At 33.9% G+C, this 23,143-nt stretch carries 17 protein-coding genes and 1 pseudogene; 4 read left to right on the top strand and 14 right to left on the bottom strand.

The genetic code is table 11. From position 1 onward, the window contains the following. Positions 1 to 435: 435 nt before the first annotated feature. The 8 genes from QLQ94_RS16255 to QLQ94_RS16220 all read right to left on the bottom strand — a co-directional run bounded on the left by QLQ94_RS16255 (position 436) and on the right by QLQ94_RS16220 (position 8,938). Positions 436 to 1,974, bottom strand: a complete 1,539-nt coding sequence (locus QLQ94_RS16255; RefSeq protein WP_482497821.1) for an IS1182 family transposase — start codon at positions 1,972 to 1,974, stop codon at positions 436 to 438. Positions 1,975 to 2,141: 167 nt separating this feature from the next. Continuing rightward, positions 2,142 to 2,717 carry a DUF4833 domain-containing protein gene (locus tag QLQ94_RS16250; RefSeq protein ID WP_482497819.1) on the bottom strand — a complete coding sequence of 192 codons (576 nt, stop codon included), beginning with the start codon at positions 2,715 to 2,717 and terminating at the stop codon, positions 2,142 to 2,144. A gap of 346 nt (positions 2,718 to 3,063) precedes the next feature. Continuing rightward, entirely contained in the window at positions 3,064 to 3,495 is a 432-nt protein-coding gene (locus QLQ94_RS16245) for a GtrA family protein (protein WP_271338420.1), read from the bottom strand. Between the two features lies 1 nt (position 3,496). Then, entirely contained in the window at positions 3,497 to 4,183 is a 687-nt protein-coding gene (locus QLQ94_RS16240) for a CDP-alcohol phosphatidyltransferase family protein (RefSeq protein WP_271338421.1), read from the bottom strand. A 144-nt stretch (positions 4,184 to 4,327) separates the two neighbouring features. Further along, positions 4,328 to 5,134: a phytanoyl-CoA dioxygenase family protein gene (locus tag QLQ94_RS16235; protein ID WP_271338422.1), complete on the bottom strand. Its 807-nt coding sequence runs from the start codon at positions 5,132 to 5,134 to the stop codon at positions 4,328 to 4,330. Between the two features lie 228 nt (positions 5,135 to 5,362). Beyond that, positions 5,363 to 6,151 carry an SDR family NAD(P)-dependent oxidoreductase gene (locus QLQ94_RS16230; RefSeq protein WP_427402883.1) on the bottom strand — a complete coding sequence of 263 codons (789 nt, stop codon included), beginning with the start codon at positions 6,149 to 6,151 and terminating at the stop codon, positions 5,363 to 5,365. A 169-nt stretch (positions 6,152 to 6,320) separates the two neighbouring features. Then, positions 6,321 to 6,938: a response regulator gene (locus QLQ94_RS16225; RefSeq protein WP_271338424.1), complete on the bottom strand. Its 618-nt coding sequence runs from the start codon at positions 6,936 to 6,938 to the stop codon at positions 6,321 to 6,323. Then, positions 6,935 to 8,938 carry a tetratricopeptide repeat-containing sensor histidine kinase gene (locus tag QLQ94_RS16220; RefSeq protein WP_271338425.1) on the bottom strand — a complete coding sequence of 668 codons (2,004 nt, stop codon included), beginning with the start codon at positions 8,936 to 8,938 and terminating at the stop codon, positions 6,935 to 6,937. The genes QLQ94_RS16225 and QLQ94_RS16220 overlap by 4 nt, the downstream gene beginning before the upstream one ends. A 150-nt stretch (positions 8,939 to 9,088) precedes the next feature. On the opposite strand from QLQ94_RS16220, the gene QLQ94_RS16215 reads away from it, so the two are divergent. Together QLQ94_RS16215 and QLQ94_RS16210 are read left to right on the top strand one after the other, a co-directional pair. Beyond that, positions 9,089 to 14,761 carry a T9SS type A sorting domain-containing protein gene (locus QLQ94_RS16215; RefSeq protein WP_271338426.1) on the top strand — a complete coding sequence of 1,891 codons (5,673 nt, stop codon included), beginning with the start codon at positions 9,089 to 9,091 and terminating at the stop codon, positions 14,759 to 14,761. Between the two features lie 57 nt (positions 14,762 to 14,818). Further along, a complete protein-coding gene (locus QLQ94_RS16210) occupies positions 14,819 to 15,673 on the top strand; it encodes an outer membrane beta-barrel protein (RefSeq protein ID WP_271338427.1) in 855 nt (284 codons plus the stop codon). A 141-nt stretch (positions 15,674 to 15,814) separates the two neighbouring features. On the opposite strand, the gene QLQ94_RS16205 is transcribed toward QLQ94_RS16210, so the two are convergent. The 4 genes and pseudogenes from QLQ94_RS16205 to QLQ94_RS16190 form a co-directional block, all read right to left on the bottom strand. Next, complete coding sequence (locus QLQ94_RS16205) at positions 15,815 to 16,867, bottom strand: serine hydrolase domain-containing protein (RefSeq protein ID WP_482497816.1); 1,053 nt, start codon at positions 16,865 to 16,867, stop codon at positions 15,815 to 15,817. A gap of 135 nt (positions 16,868 to 17,002) precedes the next feature. Next, entirely contained in the window at positions 17,003 to 17,326 is a 324-nt protein-coding gene (locus QLQ94_RS16200) for a hypothetical protein (protein ID WP_271338429.1), read from the bottom strand. A 1-nt stretch (position 17,327) separates the two neighbouring features. After that, the gene (locus QLQ94_RS16195; protein WP_271338430.1) at positions 17,328 to 18,131 is read right to left on the bottom strand and encodes a serine hydrolase domain-containing protein; all 804 of its coding nucleotides are present in this window, start codon (positions 18,129 to 18,131) and stop codon (positions 17,328 to 17,330) included. Positions 18,132 to 18,299: 168 nt separating this feature from the next. Beyond that, positions 18,300 to 18,473: pseudogene (locus QLQ94_RS16190) on the bottom strand (DUF1826 domain-containing protein); the annotation flags it as partial. A gap of 504 nt (positions 18,474 to 18,977) precedes the next feature. Between QLQ94_RS16190 and QLQ94_RS16185 the strand changes: the two are divergent. Beyond that, entirely contained in the window at positions 18,978 to 19,265 is a 288-nt protein-coding gene (locus QLQ94_RS16185; RefSeq protein WP_271338431.1) for a hypothetical protein, read from the top strand. 16 nt (positions 19,266 to 19,281) lie between these two features. On the opposite strand, the gene QLQ94_RS16180 is transcribed toward QLQ94_RS16185, so the two are convergent. Both QLQ94_RS16180 and QLQ94_RS16175 read right to left on the bottom strand, forming a co-directional pair. Beyond that, positions 19,282 to 19,980 (bottom strand): DUF1826 domain-containing protein, encoded by a 699-nt coding sequence (locus tag QLQ94_RS16180; RefSeq protein WP_482499985.1) that lies wholly within the window; start codon positions 19,978 to 19,980, stop codon positions 19,282 to 19,284. Positions 19,981 to 20,675: 695 nt separating this feature from the next. After that, the gene (locus QLQ94_RS16175; RefSeq protein WP_271338432.1) at positions 20,676 to 22,100 is read right to left on the bottom strand and encodes an amino acid permease; all 1,425 of its coding nucleotides are present in this window, start codon (positions 22,098 to 22,100) and stop codon (positions 20,676 to 20,678) included. A 204-nt stretch (positions 22,101 to 22,304) separates the two neighbouring features. On the opposite strand from QLQ94_RS16175, the gene QLQ94_RS16170 reads away from it, so the two are divergent. Further along, a complete protein-coding gene (locus tag QLQ94_RS16170; RefSeq protein ID WP_427402877.1) occupies positions 22,305 to 23,054 on the top strand; it encodes a DeoR/GlpR family DNA-binding transcription regulator in 750 nt (249 codons plus the stop codon). Positions 23,055 to 23,143 lie beyond the last annotated feature (89 nt).

Raw genomic sequence — 23,143 nt, 5'->3', positions numbered from 1 at the left:
AAATCAAGTGCATAAAAAAAAGATTTTTTTAATGTTTTACTCTTTTTTGGGATACAACTAAAATCTATTAAAAATGATAATTTGGTTAAAAAAAAACTTCAGTCTGGAGTCGATTTCAAATTTTGTGCAAAAAGTTATGGCGGTTTGTTCTATTTCGAATAAATTATTCCATAACTTTTGCTTGCAATCAAAGAACTATTTCCTTTAATCCCTAAAAGCACCGTCCAAACCAAAATGCTGAAGACATACAAAGACAGCCACTACTTATAGCAAGGCAATCTTTTTTAAGTTTTCCGTAAAATATCTGAAATTTTTTTCCTTAATGGTCACAAAATTAAAAGAAGCCGTCTCAAAACATATAATTTGAGACGGTTTTTTATTTGATGATGTTTTGATTTTTATTGGGTTAATTTTGAGTGGAGGCAAAAATTGCCCTTATGCTGCAATTTTCTTCCTTAAGTTGTGACCTAAAGCCATTAATCCGAACTCTAATTCAACTTTTTGAAGTCCTTTTAAAGAAAATCGTCTAAATCCGTTATTATGCTTGAGTTGGGCAAACACAGGCTCTACATCGGCAGAGCGTTGCTTTCTTCTTTGTATTCCTATTTCACTTAGCAGTAATTCCCTTGTCCTTTGTTTATGCCTTTCAAGGTTATGGTTTCGCTCTATACTTCTGTTTCCCTGAGCTTTAAAACATTGACCTCGAAGTGAACAGCCTTCACAGTTTTTGGCCTGATAATGAGATAAGGTTTGGGTGTATCCTGCAGCTGTTGTTTTCTGGTTTTGATGTGTTTTATGCATTTTTTGTCCCATTGGGCATACATAATAATCTTCTTGCTCGTTGTAATGTAGATTTTCTTTGCTAAAAGCCTTGTGTTTCTTTTGGTAGTTTTGATCTTGTTCTTTTTCAAAAGTATTATATTTCACAAAAGCTTTGAGCTTCTTTTGCTCCAGATAATCATAGTTTTCTTCACTTCCATAACCTGCGTCAGTAGTTATCTCTTTTATCTTTTTAAATATTTTCTTGCCGAAGGTTTGTTCCAAATTTTCTAAATGAGGTTTGAGGGTTTTGGTATCGGTCGGATTTTGGTGGATGGTATAATGAACGATGATCTGATTTTGTGTAGATATCTGGGTATTATAAGCTGGCTTGAGCTGCCCGTTTAGCATATGATCTTCTTTCATGCGCATAAAAGTAGCCTGGGTGTCGGTTTTGCTGTAACTATTTCTTTCCCCTAGAATAGCTTCTTGCTTTTCATACTTTTCAAGATTAGCAGTAAAATTATTTTTTATATAGCGTAATTTTGCTTTTGCTTTAGAACTTGCCTTTTCATTACCGGAGAGTTTTGCATCTATTTTAGCTACAGTTTTCTGAATTATCTCTTTACTGATTTCTTTGAATTCTGTTGGTTCCGGGTTTGGATCCTCTTCATTATTGATGCTTTGGGCATATTTCCATAATTCTTCCAACTGAGTCAGCATTTTAGCTTTGTTGGTTTTAATGCTGTTGCCCCACACAAAAGTGTACCTACCAGCCTGAGCTTCTATTTTTGTGCCATCTGTATAAATTTGTTTTAGGTTTACCAGCCCTTCTGATGCCAGCATTAAAACTACCTGCTTGAAGATTTCTTTAAAACTCTCTTTGAGTTTGTCACTTCTAAATCTATTAATTGTATTGTGATCAACAATAGTCATAGAAGTAAGCCACATAAAATTAATATTCTCGCGAAGTGCAAGTTCTATCTTTCGCGAAGAGTAAATATTAGTCATATAAGCATACAACATCACTTTGAGTAACATCTTTGGATGATAACCAGGATTGCCCTCTTTACTGTAGGCTTGTAAAAGAGGCTGGATATTTATTGACTCGACAATCTGATCAACTACTCGAACCGGATGTTTCTCTGGAATTAAATCATCAAACGAATAAGGCAAAAGTACCGTTTGTTGTTGGTTATAATGTTTGAATCTCATATATAATCAGTTACTTAACACTGATTAAATTTACAAAATTGTTAATGAAAATACAAACTAAAAAAAAGTAGCTGACTCAGTTTTGAGACAGCTACTTTTTTTTATGTCTATTCTATGTTATTTATAAGTACTTACATTTAAATATAAATAGTTGTTCCGATATCTTATTATAATACCATTCTTTCCGTGATTGTTTTATTTGAAGAAGCATCAATTCCGGTGACTTCGGCATACTTTACATTTGGTAACCAGAAAGAACCGCCTTCAATGCGCACAAATATTTTTTCTACCTGAATTTTTTTCTGATTTACATTTACAAAAACATGGTATTTTTGATCTGAATCTATCTTTTTTAAGGTTAAGGATAACTTTTTGTACGATACAAATTGAAGCTCAAACTCCTCATTATTTACCGTTTTACTTTCTATTCCGTATGCAAATTTACGTTGCATATAAGTTAAATCTTTTTTTTCTCCCTTCTCTGCATATCGAATCCAGTACGCTTTTATGGGATTGCTTTTGTCTATTTTTCCATCTTCCTGGTAGTTTATAGCATATATCGCCGTGTTTACATTTGGGTCCCGCTGAATATAAAACAGCATATTATCTATATTTTTGGGCGTTGGAAAATTTAATGGCGATGGATTTTTGGATTGTGCCAATAGGTTTTCAGAACACATATTTACGAAGATCGTTATAATGATTAGTGATTTTGTGAAATTTTTAAATGGTAGTTTATTCATAAATGAAATTTTTATATAACCTTTGGGGTATAATTATTCTAACACATAGAAACATAGCTTTAGGACGCTTAAGAAAGGCGTTTCACTTGTTTAAAACAAACATAGTTGGCTATGTAAACTAAGTTTCTTTTTGTTTTCTTCTTTTACACATAAAATCTATCCCGTCCCGAAGTTTCGGGATCGGGATAGGATCGTGCAATCTCATTAAGTTAAGCTTTTAAATTATTACAGATCAAATCCGTTTTTATCCGCGTTTTTACGAAGTAAATCTGTTTTATCCGCGTCAAAATTAGACGCTGATTTTACTGATTCGCTAAAGCAAAAACGCTGATAAAAACGGATTTCCCTAATTACTTTCTGGATTAATCTGTTTTTTGTTTGCCCTAAAAACCCAATATTTAATCAGCGGATAATTAAATCCATAAGAAACAAAAGTATCTGTGATTAATCTTCCTATTCTATAATCGATTTGAAATACTTTTTGCAAAATAAGCGTACCACATGATTTTAAGGAGATGCTTCCCAAAACCACCAACGCAAATTTAAAAAGCTGACTATTAATGTGGCTGCTATAACCAGATTGATTTTTAAATACCCAAAATCTATTGATACTGAAATTGATAATTGCGCCAACGGTCCCGGAGATTAAAATAGAAAAGGTAAAATGCAATTTGAATACTTCTGTCAATAAAATCATCAAGCCATAATCTGTAATACCACCCAAAAATGCTGCAACTTGTGCTCGCAGAAAAGTAATAATGGATTTTTTCCTAAACATATCAGTCGTGGGTTTTATCCTTTAAATCGCCCAACTTTAAAAGTTTCAAGCTATCAGCAGTATTGATTATAAGCAATATAATAGTAATTAAACCAGCCAAATATGCAATTGATCCCTGAAATAAAACTTCAATAATTAAAATTAAGGCAATAATAAATCTAAGTTCTGTTGGTCCAACAAAGCCAGAATCTATACGGTATTCATTTGTAATTTTGTAGCGTAACTGGCTGATGATGATAGACCAACCATACAATGCGACAAAAGTAAAGGCTATTATTTGTGTGCCATTTTTAGCATAAATGTAGTAGCCAAAACCTATGAGTACAATACCAATCCAATCGGCAATAATATCGAGTGCAAAACCATACCAACGGCGTTGAATATTTCTATAATACGCCAATCTTCCATCTAAAGAATCGCCTAACCAATTTATAACCAAACCGATAATACCCAAAAGCAAATACCAATTTGCTATGTAAGTACCTAAAACAAAAGCTAAAAAAACTAATCCTGAGCCAAGTGTACCAATTAAAGTGAGTACGTTTGGCGAAATGAATTTAGGCACTTTTGGAAGCAAAAATACAATCGTTAACTGTTCTGCCCTTTTTAGAATATTAGTTCGCTTACGGTCTGAAAATGTTCTTTGCACAATTGCACTATAACCTTCAATTTGTGTTTCTTGTCCCATCAATAACGCAATATTTGCAAGCCTGATAGTATAGCCAATTCTAGCTTTAATTTTATTTTTCTATGGGTATTTTTAAAAAAATCAGTGGTTCTTTTTAGCTTACCTGATCTGATCAGATAACTAAATGCGAGGGCAATCAGCATATTATTTAACAATTCCCGCAAAACGTTGATAGAAAACCGTTGGACTGTTCTCGTTTTTAGGAGCATATTTTCCTGCTATAATCGGAATATAAATAACTCTTCTTCTACTTTCTTCGCCACGGATAGAGGATTCTGCCACTCTGTGCCACAAACGGCCATCGTGAATGGTTAAATCTCCGGCCTCCGGATTTATGGAAACTTCTTCTGGATCAGCTTTATTGTCTAAAAAGTATTTTTTACGGAAAAGCATTTGATAAATATTTTGCTTGTGAGTACCCGGAATGATCTTAAGACCGCCATTTTCAGGTTGTAAAGTGCTTAAATGGATACCCACATTTAGCATAGGGTTTAATTTTGCACCATAAAAAATATCTCTCAAACCATCTGTATGCCATCCCATTTTAGTAAACTTACTTTCTGGCCCATTGATATAATGATTGAAAACCATTCCGTCTTTTTCTTCAGTGCCTAATCTAGCCTCATCGCCTGCCAATGGTAATAAACTATTAAATCTTGGATCAAGTAAAAGGCCGCTTAAGGTTTGATGATGTTGATTGATAAAAGCAAAACGCTGTACAATAGGAGAACCATCTAAATCTTTTCCATATTTAATAGGAACACCATTTATTTTTTGAAGGTCATTGTCAATCCATTTTTGCTGTACTTGTTTCGAGGCATCAATGATGGATGAAACAGTTTCAGGATTTATAAATTTTTTGAAATGGATAAAGCCATATTGGTTAAAAAAGTCAATTTGCTCGGCAGTTAATTGCTCAGTAAGGGTAAAAGTTTTATAAGAAGATATCATGATAATATAGATTTAATAAATGAAATAATAAAGTTTAATAATTTTATCTAAAAGATTAGCAGCAACAACAGCAACAACACATTCGCATATTGGCGTGCATTTGGTCTTTAGGAAAATTAAACTTATTTCTTTTATTTGACATACTCTATAGTATTAGTAGATATTAAAACAAATGTAATATAATTTCTCTTTTGCAAAGGATATTTTTTTATTTTTTTTTCGAAAAAATTAAATTTTATAGATTCCGGCGGCAGTTTTTTCGATAAAAGCCTTTGGTAGTATGCGGTTAGCATAAACCGAAATGATATTTGTAAAACCCGGAATCACTTCAGATTTTTTGCTGAACATGGCTTTTACTGCCATTTTTGCAACTTCATCAGGTTGCATATTAAACTTTTCTGCCATTTTGCTAAAAGTGTTTAAACCAGCTCTTTCAGCAAAACCAGTATCAACCGGCCCCGGACTAAAACAGGTTACAGAAATTGAAGTTGGGGCAAGTTCGAAACGCAAGGCCCGTGTAAACGATAAAACAAAAGCCTTTGTGGCTGAATAAACGGCTAGTGTAGGTACAGCCTGGTAGGCAGCTGTACTCGATATGTTTAAAATGTAGGCTTGTTTTTCTTGTGAAAGTATGGGTACTAATAAATGCGAAAGTTCTACCACTACATTCATGTTAAGTTGCATCATGCCAAGCTGATCTGTTAGAGAAGACTGGCTGAAATTGCCCCACACACCATAACCGGCATTGTTAACTAAAAAGCCAACTCGATAATTATTCGTTTTTATCCAATCGGTTACTTTTAGCGATGCACTATTTATCGAAAGATCAATCGATAAAATAGCAGCATTGATACCGTATTTAGCTTGAAGATCATCAGATAGTGCTTTTAATTCCTCTTCGCTTCTTGCAACAAGCAATAGCGAATAACCTAGTTTCGCCATTTCATAAGCAATAGATTTTCCAATGCCTTTGCTGGCGCCAGTTATTAAGGCATATGGTTTCGTTTTTTCGCTCATTTTATTTATTTAATCCTCAAATATAAAAATTAATTGTAAACTGTTGGCTGTGCAGCCTGTATAATGGTTGCTCTCTGCTTCCCTACTCGTACCTATTGCACTCCGCATCTTTTCAGCTGGCAGATTGTCCTAAAACTAATTGTTCAGCCTAATTACATATTTCAGGAATCTATATTCTATTTAGAATAACCCATTTTAACAAAATATTTTTTTCTTTTGGCAATCCTAGTTTTTCAATGATATTACTTCGATGTCCTTCCACAGTTTTTTCAGACAGGAATAATAATCCTGCTATTTGTTTGCTTGTTTTTTGTTGTGCTATAAGTTCAATAATTTTTCTTTCAGATAATGTTAATTTAGATAACAGATTATCATCGTTTGAATGATCCTGAAACAAATCATCTTCTAAAAAAGTACTAACATAACGGTTTCCTTTTGCAACTTCCTCAAGACATTTTTCCAGTTCTGTTTGTGCATGCTCTTTTAAGATATATCCATAAATACCGTATTCTATAGCTTTTTTATAAATAGTCATTTCTTTGTGCATCGTGAGTAAAATAATTTTAGTCCTTAATTTACTTTCCTGCACTTTCAGGCTCACATCTAAGCCATCGAGACCCGGCATATTAATATCTAAAATGGCAATATCCGGATGGTGCAATTTGATTAAATTTAAGGCTGCCACTCCGTTTGAACAAGTATCTGCTACTTTATAACCATATGCTTCTACAAAACTTTTGGTGCCTTGTAAGGTAAAGGGATGATCGTCGGCTATTAATACATTCATAGGTGTTTTTTTATTTCAATAGTTATAATTGTTCCATTAGGGTCTGAAACAATTTTTGCCTCTCCTCCTATTGCCCTGCTCCTTTCGATAATGTTGTGCAGACCAAATGAATGATTATTGTTTAAGGTTTCCTGAACATTAAACCCTTTTCCGTTGTCTTTTATTTCAATGACAATAGTACTTTTATACTCAATCACACTAATTCTTGCTGCAACTGCATCAGCATATTTAATGATATTAGACAATGCTTCTTGTATGATACGATAGATTTGCAATTCGACCACAGAGCTCAAAGAACCCTTATAATCTATTTCGGCAGTAACCATAAAATCATTAACATTCTGAGTTCGTTCTACCATTTGATTAATAGTCGCTTTCAATCCCACTTTATCAAACATTATAGGATGAAGATTTCGGCTAATACTTCGAATATCATTAATAATACCGTCTATTTTCTTATTGGTACTTTCTGCATTTTCTTCAAAAGTATTTTTCAAACTCAACAACTCATGGCTCACACTATCATGCAAATCACTTGCAATACGTTTGCGTTCTTCTTCTGTTTTTTCTAAGAGCTGCTTGGTATATAATTGTGTGTTTTGTTTTTCTTTTTTTAATTTTCTCTGCTTTTGCAAAAGTACAAGTGCCACACCAATAAGTCCAAGCCCAATTAAAACCGAAACCAGTAAAGCTATTGTGGTGTTTTTATTTTGTATCGTATTTTCCTGAAGTGCTATTTGCTGTTCTTTTTTCTTCGTTTTATATTTTACATCAAATTCAATTACGGCATTTGCCATTTCCATACTGGCTATACTATCCTGGATTTTTGCCCCTTCTACTGCATACAAATGAGCATTTTTATAATCTTTTTTTGCAACAGCATCGTCTAATAAGACGCTATAACAATCTCGTAATTTTCCAAAATGACGATTCTCCAAAAGTATCGGAATACTTTTTTTAATCAATTTGGTGTCTTTTATTCCTTTATTCTTTTTTATTTCATATTCAGCTACTAAAACATCGTATTCTAAATTCGTGATATTAGAATTTAGCGCTATTACCTCAGGTTTCAATTCATCCAGTAAATTTTTTGATTCTTCGAATTTACCTTCATGGTAGAGTTTTTTGATATAATATTGTGTTAAAGGAACTTCAATCCAGGTATTGACTTCACCACTTTTTTTAAAAGAATGATAGGTAGAATCGCTCAATGCATACATCTTATCATACTGCCCGGCATGATCGTAAATATTGATTCTGTTAAACAAATAGGTGTAAACATTCGAGTATTTCTCTCCTCTGGTATACTTAATCGCCAGACTGTTATTTTTTAAAGCATTATCATAATCATGCATCGCTTCATAAATTCCTCCAAAATTGTCATAAAGTGTCTGTAGAATATTGGTTTGATCTGTCTGTTTAAAATAATCTAATGCCTTATAATTAGCTGCCAAAGCAGATTTTTGATCTCCAATACATTGATAACACCAACTAATAGTACTATAGGCATCTCCTTTTTTATAACAGCTTTTATAATCGTTAACCGGAATAAGTGTATTCTTAGTATAATAGCTAATTGCCTTTGCAAATTCGCCTTTATCAGTATAATAATCCCCTAAATAGCTTTCTACAAAAGAAGCATTGATTGCAGGAACCTTATTTCTATAATTTTTAGAATAAAAGTTAATGGTATTCATAAACGGCTTGTCAAATGAAACATGCGAAGATTTTTTTAAGCTTACAATTTCCATCGCCCTGCTGGCTTCAATAAATTTTCCTTCCTTAATTTTTTGGTTATAATATGTATAAAAGACAGAGAGATAATTTTTTTTATTGTAATTCTCTACATCATTTAACCAGGTGCAGGTAGCATCAAAATTTAGCTTCAGTGGTTTTTTATATATAATTGTCTCCTCTTTTTGCTTATTACATGCTCCCAAAATCAATAAACATAAGAAGAAAAGGATACGAAATTGTATTATATATTTTTTTACTGACATGGATTTTTCTTTTGAACAAAAGTATCTTTTTATATGAGATAAAAAAGCATATCCTAAAATATGAGGGTTTCCCCCTGTATGATTTTGGTTTATTATAGTTCAGTTTTGTAATGAAAATTATAACTCATTTTTAATCCAATTTTAGGAATTATGAAAAACAATTACTTACTAACTTATTTTAAAACGGGACTTATGCTGCTCTTTTTGTGTTTTACGGCAGTTCCGGCCGTAGCGCAAGTCATCGGGACTCAGCCCATATCTCATACGGTTAGCGCAGGAAAGCCTACCAGTTTTAGTATTACGACGCTTGGTAACGGCTCATTTAGCTACTTTTGGCAAGTTTCAACCAATGGCGGAAATTCATTTACTGCGTTATCAAATGGTGGGGTTTACAGTGGGGTAAACACAGCGACTTTAAACATCAGTAAAGCTCCTGTCTCAATGAACGGTTATCAGTATAAGGTACTATTATCTGGTGCAAGTATTGGTATAGAACTATCAAACACTGCAACGTTAGCAGTTAGTGTACCTTCTCTTGAAGGCAATCGTGATTGGAAATTTGTTGGAGCAGCAAACATTTCTGAGCTTGGAGTTCAATCTACCTCTATTGCTATAGATCCTGCAGGTACCCCATACATATCATATAGAAGAAATGAATACCAGCAATATTTTGCTGTCGTAAAGAAATTTAACGGCACAACTTGGGAAACTCTGCCTACAGATGGCTTAACAACAGATTGGGTAAATCAACCTGTTATAGCTACTAATTCTTCAGGCGTGCCTTATCTTTCCTATTCTAATCTCTTAGGTTATAGAGGAATTGTAAAAAAATTTAATGGTGTAGATTGGGAAACATTAGGAAATGCTAGTTTTTCAGGAGGAGAAGCAGGTTTTATATCCTTTTCTTTTGATAATTTTGATACGCCTCATGCCGTATATTATGATACTCAATTGAATTTTAACGGAACTGCCAAGAAATTTAATGGTACAAGTTGGGTTCAGGTTGGATCTCCTATTTTCTCAAATGGTAGTGCAATCTATTTTTCTACCGCATTTGATTCATTTAATACAGAATACGTTGCATATCGAGATGGAGGTAATGGTGGTAAAGCAAGAGTAATAAAATTTAATGGTACAAACTGGCAAAATGTGGGTACACCAGAAATTTCTGTAGGCATTGTTCACTCTACTACTGTTGCGATTGATGCGGCAAATACTGTTTACTTGTCTTATAGAGATGAAGTAAATGGTAATAAGATAAAAGTAGTAAAGTTTAATGGTACAGACTGGATACCAGTAGGTGCTGCATTTGTTTCTGATATTGTAACGCAATATTCTCGTTTAGTTTTAGACCCGACAGGTACACCGTATATACATGCCTATACTTCAGATTTTAAAAACTTACTATTTAAATTTGATGGTACAGATTGGCAAAAAATTAAAACAGATAATATTTTATCTCTTTCAAATGGTTCACTTGCCTTTAATCCAGAGGGAATGCCTTATATAGTCTATGATGACAGAACAACAGGCAAGGCTCATGTCGTGAAATATGATCTTGATATTCCCGTTATAACCTCTCAGCCTCTTAATAGCATGGTTACAGGCGGTCAGGCCGCAAGCTTTAGTGCTACTGTAACGGGAAGTTCTCTTACTTACCAATGGCAAGTGAGTACAGATGGCGGAAATACATTTACATCTATAGTTGATGGTGCTACATACAGAGATGTTACAAAAGCAAGAATGTATATTAATAATGCTCCGGTTTCTATGAATAATTATCAATATAGATTAGTTGCAAATAATGGAATCGAAGTAATCTCAAAAGCTGTTGTTCTAAATGTTGAATCACCCGAATATAATACTACCCGAGAATGGCACGTTGTAGGTACTCAAGGTTTCTCGAATGCATCATTAAACGATGCACCATCAATGACTTTCGGGTTATCGGGCAGTCTTATTGTAGGATATGCAGATCTTAATGCCGGAGGCAAAATTTTAGTTCAAAAATTTGAAAATACAACTTGGGAGACTCTGGGAGAAACAACTGCTACAAGTCATGCCAATTTTCCCAGTATAAAATCTGACTTATTTGGTAAACCTTATATGGCTTATCAAGATGTAGTTTTAGGAAATAAAGCTTCAGTCGTAAAATACGATGGTACAAGTTGGAAAAATGTAGGTGATGCCGGTTTCTCAAACGGAGCAATTAGTTCTATTACATCTGCGGTTGGTTCTAATGGCGTTCCTTTTGTTGCCTACGCAGATTCAAGTAATGGTAACAAAGTAACTATTAAAAAGTTTAATGGATCAAGTTGGGAAAGAATAGGTGATTCAGGTTTTACCAATAATGAAGTAAAAAATATTTCTTTGGCTATTGATGCTGGGGGCATTCCATCCGTTGCGTATCAAGATGCCGATAATGATGGAAAAATTACAGTGAAAAAATTTGATGGAACAAATTGGACAGACGTTGGAAACTCCGGTTTTTCAGATAATAAAGCTGATAATATTTCATTAGCAATCGATGCTGCAAGTATACCTTATGTGGTGTACCAAGATAGCGACTCTAATAATAATCCGAAAATTAATGTAAAAAGATTGAATGGTACAATCTGGGAAAATGTAGGAAATACTCTTCCGGCAGCCAAAATTCAGCAGCTTTCTTTTGTACTTGACAGATCCGGTACTCCTTTTATTGGGTATAATGATTATAACGACAATCTTAAAACGACAGTTAAGAGACTTATTAACGGAAACTGGGAAAATGTAGGTAGCAGTAGTTTCTCAGAAGGCGCGACCTCTTTTCCTACTTTGGTTGTTTCGGAGTTTGGTATACCTTTTATGGCATATGCAGATGCTACAAAAGAAAATAAATTGACTGTAATGCAATATAACATGGTTGTAACTGTCGATCAGGAAAATGTATCTTGTTTTGGTGATCATAATGGATCAGCAACTGTGAGAGTAACAGGAGATCATGAATCTCTTTACTACGAATGGTCATCAAACGATAATGATTCAGATGAAGATCAATCAGATAAAGTCTCTGGACTTGCAAAAGGCACTTATACTGTTAAAGTGACAGATGATAATGGTAATCAAGTCACAAAATCGTTTGTGATAACAGGGCCAGACGCTTTAAAAGCGACAAAAACGCAAACAGAAGTATTGTGCTACGGAGATGCTACCGGTACGGCTACAGTAAGCGTAACTGGCGGTACAGGAGATTATACTTATTCATGGTTGCCATCTGGCGGAACAGAAGCTACGGCAACAGGACTAACTGAGGGTGATTATAGCGTAGTTGTAAAAGATGCAAAAGATTGTACAATTACAGAAAACTTTACGATAACACAACCTACCTCTCCACTAGTTGTAACAGCTGGTCCCAAAACCAATGTATCTTGTAATGCAGGAACAAATGGTTCGGCTTCTGTAAACGTAACAGGCGGTACGGGAGACTATAAATACTCATGGTTACCCTCTGGCGGAACAAATGCTACGGCAACGGGGCTAACGGCCGGAACATATGAGGTAACCGTTACAGATAGTAATGGGTGTACTAGTTCTGTATCAGATATTCATATTGAAGAGCCAGAAGCTTTAACAATTAAAGTGGCTACAAAAGAAAACATATCTTGTGCCGGAGCAGCTAATGGATCTGTTACAGTTAATGCAGCAGGTGGTGCTTTTCCATACACCTACAAATGGTCCAAAAATGCCGGAGATGCTACAACACAAAGAATATCAGGACTTGCCGGGGGTACTTACAGCGTAGAGGTTACCGATAATAATAACTGTACTTTTACTTTAGAAGATATTCTTATAAGCGAACCTTCTGCACTAGTTGCTACAGCTGGTTCACAAATAGATGTTTCTTGTAATGGGGGAACCAATGGATCTGCAACAGTACATATAACAGGTGGAGTTTCTCCATACACTTATACTTGGTCGCCATCAGGAGGTAATGAAGCTACAGCAACTGGTCTTTCTATAGGTAATTATGTTGTGACTGTTCAAGATGCTAATCTTTGTACAACTAAACAGGATTTTACAATATCTCAGCCATTATTTGCACTTAGCGCTACAACAACCCAAAATAATGTTTCCTGCAATGGAGGTAACAATGGTTCGGCTACTGTAAACGTAACAGGTGGCACAGGAGATTATACCTATCTATGGTTGCCCGCCGGAGGTACAGGTGCAACAGCAACAGGTTTAACTGACGGTATATACACAGTAACTATTACCGATGCCAACTTATGTACAATTACGCGATCTGTAACTATAACAACGATTACTGATGTAATTGTACCGGTTCCTGATGTAACAAATTTACCAAATATTACTAATTATTGTGCGGTTTTAGCAACTGATATCGCTATTCCTACTGCTACTGATAATTGTAACGGAGTAATCAATGCTACAACAAATGATCCCTTAAGCTATACTACAGAAGGCAGTTATACAATTACCTGGAAGTATACCGATGCCAGCAATAATAACACTACACAAACTCAAACGATAAATGTAATTGCTTCGCCCCTTAAACAAGTTAGCTTTAGTAATAAAGAATTTAGCTATGACGGAAACCCGCATGCCATTCAAATAGACAATCTTCCTGCTGGAGCAACCGTAACTTATACCACAACTCCTGCAACAGGAAGTGCTAATAGTGCAACAAATAGTGGTACTTATACCGTTACTGCTACGATAACGCCTGCTTGGCAAATGTCTAATTGTACTCCAATAGTTCTTACTGCAGAGATTAAGATTAATAAAGCTGCTCAGCAAATTACTTTTGACGATTTGCCCACTAAAAATATAGGCAAAGACAATAGTTTTCAATTAGAAGGAAAATCAAATTCAGGCCTTCCTGTATCTTATACTTTTAATTATACCTCTGCCCTTGCTCCTGCAACTATTTCTTCTTCAGGATTGGTAACGCTACTTCAGTCAGGAGAAATTACGATTGTGGCGCATCAGGATGGTAATGATAATTATCTGTCTGCCAATACTGTTTCTCAAATTCTTGTAATTACAAACGGTAGTGCCTCAATAGCACAAATTACGATTGGTAATCAAAGCTTTGAAAATCCACAACAGCAAATAAATCATTTACTGGATTGCGGACAAAGCAATCCAACTATTACTATCCAGACAGAAAACAATTCATCTCTTGTTTTTCCTGCTAGTACATTCACGATTCAAACTCCCAAAGTTGGGGTTTACAAACAAGATGTAACGGTTACTTCGCAAGACGGGACGATTAGCAAGAATTATGTAATAATTGTAGAAAGACGTTTTAATTTCTTTGATATTGTTCAACAGAAATTCAATAATGTGCTCCTTGTAAACAACAATCCACAAACAAATGGCGGATATGAGTTTGTTTCCTACAAATGGTTTAAAGACGGTCAATTGATAAGTACAGGTCAGTCTTACTCTGCAGGAAATAATATTACCGATACTCTCGATGCTACGGCTAATTATAGCGTAAAAATGACTACTAAAGACGGATTGGTACTGCAAACCTGCAGTGCTGTAATTCAAAAACTTAATTCATTTCAGGCCAAACTTTATCCAAATCCAATTCAGGCAGGACAAACTATCACTATTGATGCCGATTATTCTGTACAGGAATTGGAAAAAATGCACATAAGCATCTACTCTATTTCAGGAAGTTTAATACAAACAATAGAGTCATCTACTGCAAAAACTCAAATGCAATTACCTCCTTCCTTACAAAACGGAACCTATATTGTGATTCTCGAAACTAGCGATACTAAGAAATCATTCAAAGTAATTGTAAATAAATAAAAATAAAAAACTGCCAGTATTATCCTTAAATAATACTGGCATTAAATAAAATTAAAGATGAAAAAACATATAACCAATTCTATAGCATCTATACCTTTTATTGTAACATTTTTAGGGCTAAGCCTTAGTAGTTATAGTCAGGAAAGAAAACATGAATTTTCTTTTGTACTTGGTGGCGTATCTTCTTTTATGCAGTACGATTTACCTGCAGGGCAACTAACCCCGGGAAATGGATTTAGTGCAGGAATACGTTATTCTTATTATTTAAATGAAGGATTGAGTCTTGGCATTGGTGCCGAATATCAATTGTATAAATCTGCCGTTTCTTTTGAATCTGTTTCAGGTCAATATACAACTACTGATATTGAAGATGAATCATTTGAATTTAAATACAGAGCAACAGACTTGAGAGAGGAACAAAAAATAGCCTATATTAATATTCCCATTGCAATTCAATTCGAAACTCCAGGAACGACAAAACTATACCTTGCTGCCGGCGCCAAAATAGGATTTGCAGCCAGCGGATCTTATGAAGCTAAAATTGGTAATCTTACTACAACAGGTTATTATCCGCAATATAATATCGAATTACCCACTCCTGCATTTGCAGGATTTGCAAGCGCAGACAATGTCAAAGAAAACAAACAGGATCTTGATACCAAAATATCTTACTCCGCTACCTTTGAAACTGGTGTAAAACAGCTTATTGGCAAAAAAAGTGCTTTATATCTTGGTGCTTATTTTGATTATGGACTGAATAATATTTATGATAAAAAAGATCAGAACATTATTCAATATAACAACGAAATTTTACCTGTGAAATTGCAATACAATACCGTTCTTAATGCTGCCAATACAAATAAAATGACATTGGTTTCTTATGGTCTTAAGTTAAGGTTTGCTATTCGATAGGTAAAACTTATACTTTCGAGTTCACAAAATCAAAATCCCATTTCTAACGAAATGGGATTTTTATATGTTCTTTTTGACTTTGGACGCGAAGTCAGAAGATATTAGCAACAGCTTTCTACAAGAACTCATCGATGATCGGCTTTATTTGTTATTCCTGTTTATATCATCATACAAGTTATCAACTACTTTTTCTAAAATTTCTCCTGTTTCATTAAAGCTCGTGTTTGTCAATATCGATATCCCCATATTTTGTTTAGGATAAATCACAAACCAATTCTGCATTCCGTATATACCTCCGTGATGTCTGTAAATTAATTCGTTATCATTTTCTATTATATACCAATGATAGCCTTCCCAAAAATCAGAACCTTCTTTATATAATTTTTTATGAGATTCTTTTACAACAGGATTTGACTTGTCAAGTTGCAATTTCATATATTTCACTAAATCTGTAGTTGTAGAGTGCAATCCTGAAATTCCACCCCATAAAGTTCTATTGAAATTAGGCATTAACTCATTTTTATCGTTATAGCCTTTTACCAATTTTGTTTTATCATTTTCATTTAGTGTAAACTTAGTTTGGTTCATTTTATTTGGCTTCAAAACAAATTCAATTACCAATTCTTCAAAAGGTTTTTCATACACTTTTTCAAGTATATAAGCTGTCAACTCCGGAGCTGTGTTTGAATAGGAATATATTTCTCCCGGTTTCGTTTCGATTTTGATTAGTTTTAATCCTTCAAAAAAGGCCTTTTTATTTTCACTTTTTATAGGAAAATTAGGGAATCCACTTGTATGTGTAATGAGGTGTTTGATTTTAATAGGTTCGCCCTTAAATTCTAAATTGGGATAAGGTTCGTCAAGATAGATTCTAATATCATCATCTAAATTTATTTTTTTATCAAGTACTGCTTTAGCGGCTACATAACCTGTAAAAGTTTTGGTTACAGAAGCTAATTCATAAAGTGTAGAATCGTTTGGTTTGTTTCCTTGTTCAATAGTTAATTCTCCAAAATGTTTTATTGTAGATTCTCCATCTTTAAACACTACAACCGAAACCGAATGAAATCTTTTGTCTTCTAATAATTGAAGAGCATTTTTTGTAATCGCGTTTTCAACATTTTGTTTATTGATTTGCTGAGGACTTTTACACCCGAGTAATGCAAAAAATAAAATAATGGTTAAATATTTCATTGTCATAATTTATAGTTTAATTTTCTGCTTAAGTGGTTAAATAGCATAAAAAGATTCTTCGTGGGTTACAACTACATTGAAACAAAAAGTTTTAATCTATTATGGCTTAAGACAGTAACAATTTTAGTCCCTTTTTTAAAGTATTGTTATTTTTTCGAATATTTCATTTAGTGCATCTTCCATAACTTTGGCTGTATCCGTGCCACTTTGATTAGTAATAATAAACGCACCTAGATCGTATTTTGGAACTATATAAATATAACATTGAGAACGTGGCACTCCACCGTGATGTATATAAAAAGTGCCCAACTTTTTATCATCTGTAGCGATATTCCAAAAATAACCAATACTAAACTCATTGTCAAATTTTACAATTGTTTTATGTGATTCAGCAACGATTTCATTATTTTTCAACTGAAACTTAATATACTTAACCATATCTGGTATTATTGATTTCATATTACCGGATGCCCCCCCAAGGCAGTTTCGGCATTGGCGGCGTGATTACACTATTATCACTGTGATAACCTACTGCAAGCTTTTTGGCTTCCTGATTAGAAAGGGTGATTTTTGTGTTCTGCATTGCAATGTTTTTAGTCAAGTAATCTGTTAATAGTTTTTCATACTTTTTTTTATAAACTTTCTCTAAAATAAAAGCTATAAGTTCGCTGCCTGCACTCGAATAAGAATATTTATACCCTGGAACGGTATCAATTTTGACTTTATGAAGATCTCTTAAAAAATCTTTTTGTTCATAGTTTTTATAAAGTTCATTGATTTTTGCAGGAGTATCGTGATTTATGAAATTCTGCAGAATTATATTTGCTTCAAATGGCAGCATATTTGAAAATCCGCTTGTATGTGAAAGCAAGTGTTTTATAAGAATAGGCTGTTTTCCATACTTTAGATTTGGATAATTTTCCGGTAAATACTTCTGGACTTCATCTGCAATATTCAATTTCTTTTCGCAGACTGCTTTTGCTGCAAGTGTTCCTGCAAATGTTTTACTTAAAGAACCTATTTCATAAATTGTTTCATTATCAGGGCAATTATTTTTTCCTTCTTCTAATTCTCCATAATGACCTATGAATTCTTTTCCCTGATAAACTATTGCGATTGAAGTAGAATGAATTAAAGGTTTTTTAATCATTCTATTTGCTGCACTATCGATTAAGGTTTTAATATTAATGGTTTCTGCTTGTGAGCTCTGAGCCAGGCAAAAGATAGAGGATAATAAAAGAATTAAAAGGAATCTATTTTTCATAGTTTTAAACGGTTGTTTTTTTTATGTGGAATTGATTAGATTATCGAATATTTTTTTATAAAAGTATTGATTTTATAGCTATATAATTATTATCTAATTCAAACTTTATACACTATTCTAATATGAGTGATTTGTATGTTCTGCTAAGTTAATCTTGCGAAAAATTCCTTAACAAATCAGCAGCAATCTATATTCGCCTTCATTTTCTATTGGCGCTCTGTGAATACATGGCAATACTTGCTGTTTTGGATGATCTACAGCCAGTCGCCAAAGATGGCCCAACCCTAAATTAACAGGCGCTGTATCCGGATAAACCTGATAATGCAAGTCGAAATAATTTTCCCACGCTGGCGCGAGCGCAATGTCATTAAGTTAAGGAAAATCTATAATGCTTTTGTCTAATTGATCTCGCGCAAAGTCGCAAAGCCGCCAAGTTTACATCCGTTTTCTTTGCGACTTTGCGCGAATTTTTTTAGCCATAATTGTCCTTAAAAAAGCTTAACTTAATGACATTGCGCTCGCGCCAGCGAGGATATGCGCTACATAATGTAAAATAATATTTAACAATACTACGCAAAAAAAAACATAAAAATTACGACTTTCCATAAAACAGAATTCTTTTTGTTCATCTGATAAAGAGTCGAGAGACTTCTATCAGGTTTATAATTTCTAAGGAACAAAAAAATTGCGCAAAGTCACAAACATTTGCACAGCTTCTCATGAAAATTATTCGCACAGCGGGAGATCAATTAGTAAATATTATTAATCAAACACTTATAACAATTTAAATCTTTTACAAAATCTATTTTGAGTCTGTTTTCGTATATATAAGTAAAAGCTGCTGTCATGGAAACATTACCAATATTTCTTATAAAAATTTTGCAGGTGCTTGCCGAAAGATATGGCATGAGTTGCACTTTAGAAGAACTGACAAGTCTCTTAACTACTGTTTTTAATGCTTATACGCCAGCGAGAGACACTATATCTCATGAGAAGGAAAAACAAGCAAGAGTATTAGATGCTTTACTACTTTTGAATAACGAGGGGTATATCTTTTTAAATTCAAGTTCTGATGAAAGTACAATAAGTTTAAAAGGGCTAATTTTGGTAAATAACAAAGTTATCTGCAACTAGATTAACTTCTTTACACTCAACAAATCAGCAACAACCTATATTCGCCTTCATTTTCTATTGGTGCTCTATGAATACAAGGCAATACTTGTTGTTTTGGATGATCTACGGCAAGGCGCCACAGATGTCCTAATCCTAGATTAACAGGTTTTGCATCGGGATTTACCTGATAATGCAAATCAAAATAATTTTCCTTCAGAAAGTCTTCGAATTCTTCTTCTGGTCCTTCATGCAGGTCTTTTAGCTTGGCTCGGATTTCCGGAATCAGGATTTTTTGCTCGGCTTGCGAATTAGCAATAATATCACTTGCCGCTCCGTGATACGTACATAAAAAAGCATCTGTTGCAATGGGCGAACGATCAACATGAAACGAATACACATCTGTCGAGATGAAATCAAATTCATCATCACGATCATAACACTTCAATAAATTAAGAGCCGGAGAAGCACCAAAATCAGTTAATAATTGTACATCATTTAGGATTGTTTCCCTTGCAATATTTCCCTTTTCTGATAGTTTTAGTGCGAGTAGATCTTCAGGAAAAACTTCGGTTATGTTTTCTTTTAATGATAATTGAGATACAATCTCATTAAAATCGCCATCTAAATTTCTGAACCAACACAGTGCATTCATTTCTTCCTTGAAACTGGTATGTATAAGATCAGAGAAAGTAGCTACCACTCCTATTTGGCTGTTGTCAGAAAATGTATTGCTCATAGTATAATAGTAAGAAGCGACTTGCTTCATGTTTTACAAAATTATGTAATAAACGATTAATTGTAAATTATTTTTTAAACACATAGAAACCCATTTCTCTCACATAGCAAGTCCCGAAGCTCAATGTCATTAAATTAAGCGTTTTTTGAATGTGGATTAACTTGTTGTATCAGTAACGCTATCAGAATCTGTAATCTTATCATCTCGACGCAGGAGAGATCACATAAGAACTCGACCAAGATTAGCAAATATTTGAACTAAAATACTAGTGTGATCTCTCCAGCATCGAGATGACAAACTTTGTGGTTACTTATTTATCTATTTACTAATTCGATAACTTAGTGCCATTTCCCCGAAGCTTCGCGATGTATTTTAACTAAGTAAAAAGCCTTTTTTCGAGAAGTTATATTCTATATTTCTATGTGTTAAACGATTTTTTATTAATTCAAGTTGCGGATTTAATAAGCTGAAAACCTTCAAATTTAGAAGAGCTTAGTTTTGTTTCAAGCAGATTTTAAAAGATTTTAGATATGTACGCGGATTTATTTATAATCAAAATTAAATCTGCATAATCATCAAAATCTGCGTTAAAAATTCGTTTTCTCCAAAACATTTGCTCTTGATACCAAACAAACAGCAACTTGAATTAATTACACGCAACGGGTTATAAAATAGAACGATGCAGTAAAATCCAGTTATTTTTTTGTTTTTAAAACTTTATAACATACAAAAAGAATACCCAGCCAAATAGGAATTAATTCTACGGATAACTTCATATTAGTGATCCACATGATGCATAAAATACCCAACAAAAACAGGAAACAGATGTAATTACTTAGTGGATAAAATATCGAAGGAAATTTAGTTTTTGTGTTTTCCTTGTCTTTCGCGCGCCTAAATTTTAGATGCGTATAAGAAATCATAACCCAGTTAATAACTAGACAAGACACTACTAAAGACATTAAAATACTAAAAGCCTCTTTTGGAATTATCTTATTTATTAAAATACAAATCGCTGCAAAACAGGAAGATATTAAAATGGCATTAATTGGTACTGATTGTTTGTTTAGCTTCATTAAAAACTTAGGCGCATTGCCCTGATCTGCTAAACCATATAACATACGGGAGTTGCTGTATACGCTACTATTATAAACTGATAAAGCTGCAGTTAATACAATTAAATTAAGCACATTAGCAATAAGGCTTGTGAAAAATATTTTTTTGCCAAACAACTCAAATTCCATTCCGTTTAAGTTTTGAAAAACCATTACAAACGGACTACTATCTGTTGTAATTAGTTGCCATGGCGACAAAGCAAATAAAATTACCAATGCACCAACATAAAAGATAAGGATTCTATAGATGACCTGATTGGTTGCTTTTGGAATGTTTTTTTCCGGGTTTTCTGCTTCGGCAGCTGTAATACCAATTAGTTCTAAACCACCAAAGGAAAACATAATTAGCGCCATTGCAGCTAATAAACCCTGAAAATTACCAGTTGTAGTTTTTTCGAAGAAACCTTTAGGAAAAAATCCTCCATCGTTATATAAATTATGAATTGTAGCGTGTTCACCTCCTGTACCACTTATTAGCAAGTAAGTACCAAAGAGGATCATTGCAATAATTGCAACCACTTTTATGATCGAAAACCAAAATTCAGTTTCTCCGTACACTTTTACCGAGGCAAAATTTAAAGCATTAACAATCAGGAAGAAAAATAAACTGGATGCCCAAAGCGGAATTTCAGGCCACCAAAACTGTACATAAACACCAATGGCTGTAAGCTCAGCCATAGAAACTAAAATATATAATATCCAATAATTCCAACCAGATGCAAAACCTGCAAAAGAACCACAATATTTATAGGCAAAGTGACTAAAGCTTCCTGATACAGGCTCTTCGACAACCATTTCGCCAAGTTGTCTCATAATAAAAAAAGCGATAATTCCGGCAACAGCATATCCTAAAATAACAGATGGCCCTGCTAATACAGCCGCTGGACCAATGCCCAGAAAAAGACCTGTTCCTATTGATCCGCCTAAGGCAATTAACTGAATGTGACGGTTAGTCAGCCCACGTTTAAGCTGATTCTCTTCTACGTCTTCATGGTTTTTTTTCACAAATTAGAATTTTAACTGAGTAAATATGTACTCAAAAATATATAAGAGGCGAAGATAACTTAAAAAAAGAATCGTACAAAGCATACGTTATACCAAAGAGATATTTTATTGCACTACTGTATCAATCTGATCGGTATACAGGGCTTTCTATAGAATATATCGTTTAGGTAAAAAATGTATCTTTGCAGTCATATATTATCATTTATGTTGAAAGAAGAACGTTTTGCAAAGATTCTGGAAACACTCTCAAAAGATGGCAGGGTTCACTTTGATGCTCTCGCAATATTATTGGAAGTCTCTGAAGATACGATTCGCAGAGATATTGAAGCACTGCATAATAACGGGCTTCTTTCTAAGGTTCGCGGAGGCGCTATTCCGGTGATCAAAAACCCTTTGAGTTTTGTAGACAGAGCTGCTTATGTAACAGGCAAGAAAGAAGTTATTGCATTAAAAGCACAGCAGTTTATTGAGGATGGCCAAACCATATTTATGGATGGAGGAACTACCAACTGCAGTATTGCGGCAAAACTGCCCATTAAATCAAAACTTACTATTATAACCAATAATACATCACTTATTCCGGTCTTAGAAAACCATAAAAATATAAAACTCATACTTTTAGGAGGTTTATATAATACTCAAACTCATACTACCGAAGGTGCAAAAGCCTGTAATGAAATCAGTACTTATATTGCAGACAGCTATTTTCTGGGAACCTGCGCAATTGACAGTACATTTGGTGTTACTGCAACTTTTCCTGGTGATGCTGATGTAAAAACAGCCATGCATAAATTTGCAAAAAAAACGCTGGCTCTTGCTGTGGAAGAAAAACTAAATACATCAGAGACTTTTCGAATTTGTTCTATGGATGAAGTAGCGGTATTAATCACAGAACTTCCCAGTACTGATTCTAAATTAAATTCGTACAGAAATAGCGGGATTAAAATTGTATAATTTTTTTAAGTATAAAATAATCATATAAAAAATGAGGCTGTCCGAAAAGTAATTTCGGGCAGTTTTTTTTTGTTTTACACATTGATTTT

This window comes from Flavobacterium sp. B114r (genome assembly GCF_056824125.1).
Note: the sequence above shows the minus strand (reverse complement) of the source record. Positions and strands in the feature narration are given on the sequence as shown.

What these genes read in the sequence shown, in the direction of transcription:
- QLQ94_RS16240 (WP_271338421.1), bottom strand. Translation starts at nt 4,183, where the DNA reads ATGGGACAAGAAACACAAATTGAAGGTTATAGTGCAATTGTGCAAAGA.
- QLQ94_RS16210 (WP_271338427.1), top strand. Translation starts at nt 14,819, where the DNA reads ATGAAAAAACATATAACCAATTCTATAGCATCTATACCTTTTATTGTA.
- QLQ94_RS16225 (WP_271338424.1), bottom strand. Translation starts at nt 6,938, where the DNA reads ATGAATGTATTAATAGCCGACGATCATCCCTTTACCTTACAAGGCACC.
- QLQ94_RS16185 (WP_271338431.1), top strand. Translation starts at nt 18,978, where the DNA reads ATGGAAACATTACCAATATTTCTTATAAAAATTTTGCAGGTGCTTGCC.
- QLQ94_RS16250 (WP_482497819.1), bottom strand. Translation starts at nt 2,717, where the DNA reads ATGAATAAACTACCATTTAAAAATTTCACAAAATCACTAATCATTATA.
- QLQ94_RS16220 (WP_271338425.1), bottom strand. Translation starts at nt 8,938, where the DNA reads ATGTCAGTAAAAAAATATATAATACAATTTCGTATCCTTTTCTTCTTA.
- QLQ94_RS16245 (WP_271338420.1), bottom strand. Translation starts at nt 3,495, where the DNA reads ATGTTTAGGAAAAAATCCATTATTACTTTTCTGCGAGCACAAGTTGCA.
- QLQ94_RS16255 (WP_482497821.1), bottom strand. Translation starts at nt 1,974, where the DNA reads ATGAGATTCAAACATTATAACCAACAACAAACGGTACTTTTGCCTTAT.
- QLQ94_RS16180 (WP_482499985.1), bottom strand. Translation starts at nt 19,980, where the DNA reads ATGAGCAATACATTTTCTGACAACAGCCAAATAGGAGTGGTAGCTACT.
- QLQ94_RS16200 (WP_271338429.1), bottom strand. Translation starts at nt 17,326, where the DNA reads ATGAAATCAATAATACCAGATATGGTTAAGTATATTAAGTTTCAGTTG.
- QLQ94_RS16195 (WP_271338430.1), bottom strand. Translation starts at nt 18,131, where the DNA reads ATGAAAAATAGATTCCTTTTAATTCTTTTATTATCCTCTATCTTTTGC.
- QLQ94_RS16230 (WP_427402883.1), bottom strand. Translation starts at nt 6,151, where the DNA reads ATGAGCGAAAAAACGAAACCATATGCCTTAATAACTGGCGCCAGCAAA.
- QLQ94_RS16170 (WP_427402877.1), top strand. Translation starts at nt 22,305, where the DNA reads ATGTTGAAAGAAGAACGTTTTGCAAAGATTCTGGAAACACTCTCAAAA.
- QLQ94_RS16235 (WP_271338422.1), bottom strand. Translation starts at nt 5,134, where the DNA reads ATGATATCTTCTTATAAAACTTTTACCCTTACTGAGCAATTAACTGCC.
- QLQ94_RS16205 (WP_482497816.1), bottom strand. Translation starts at nt 16,867, where the DNA reads ATGAAATATTTAACCATTATTTTATTTTTTGCATTACTCGGGTGTAAA.
- QLQ94_RS16215 (WP_271338426.1), top strand. Translation starts at nt 9,089, where the DNA reads ATGAAAAACAATTACTTACTAACTTATTTTAAAACGGGACTTATGCTG.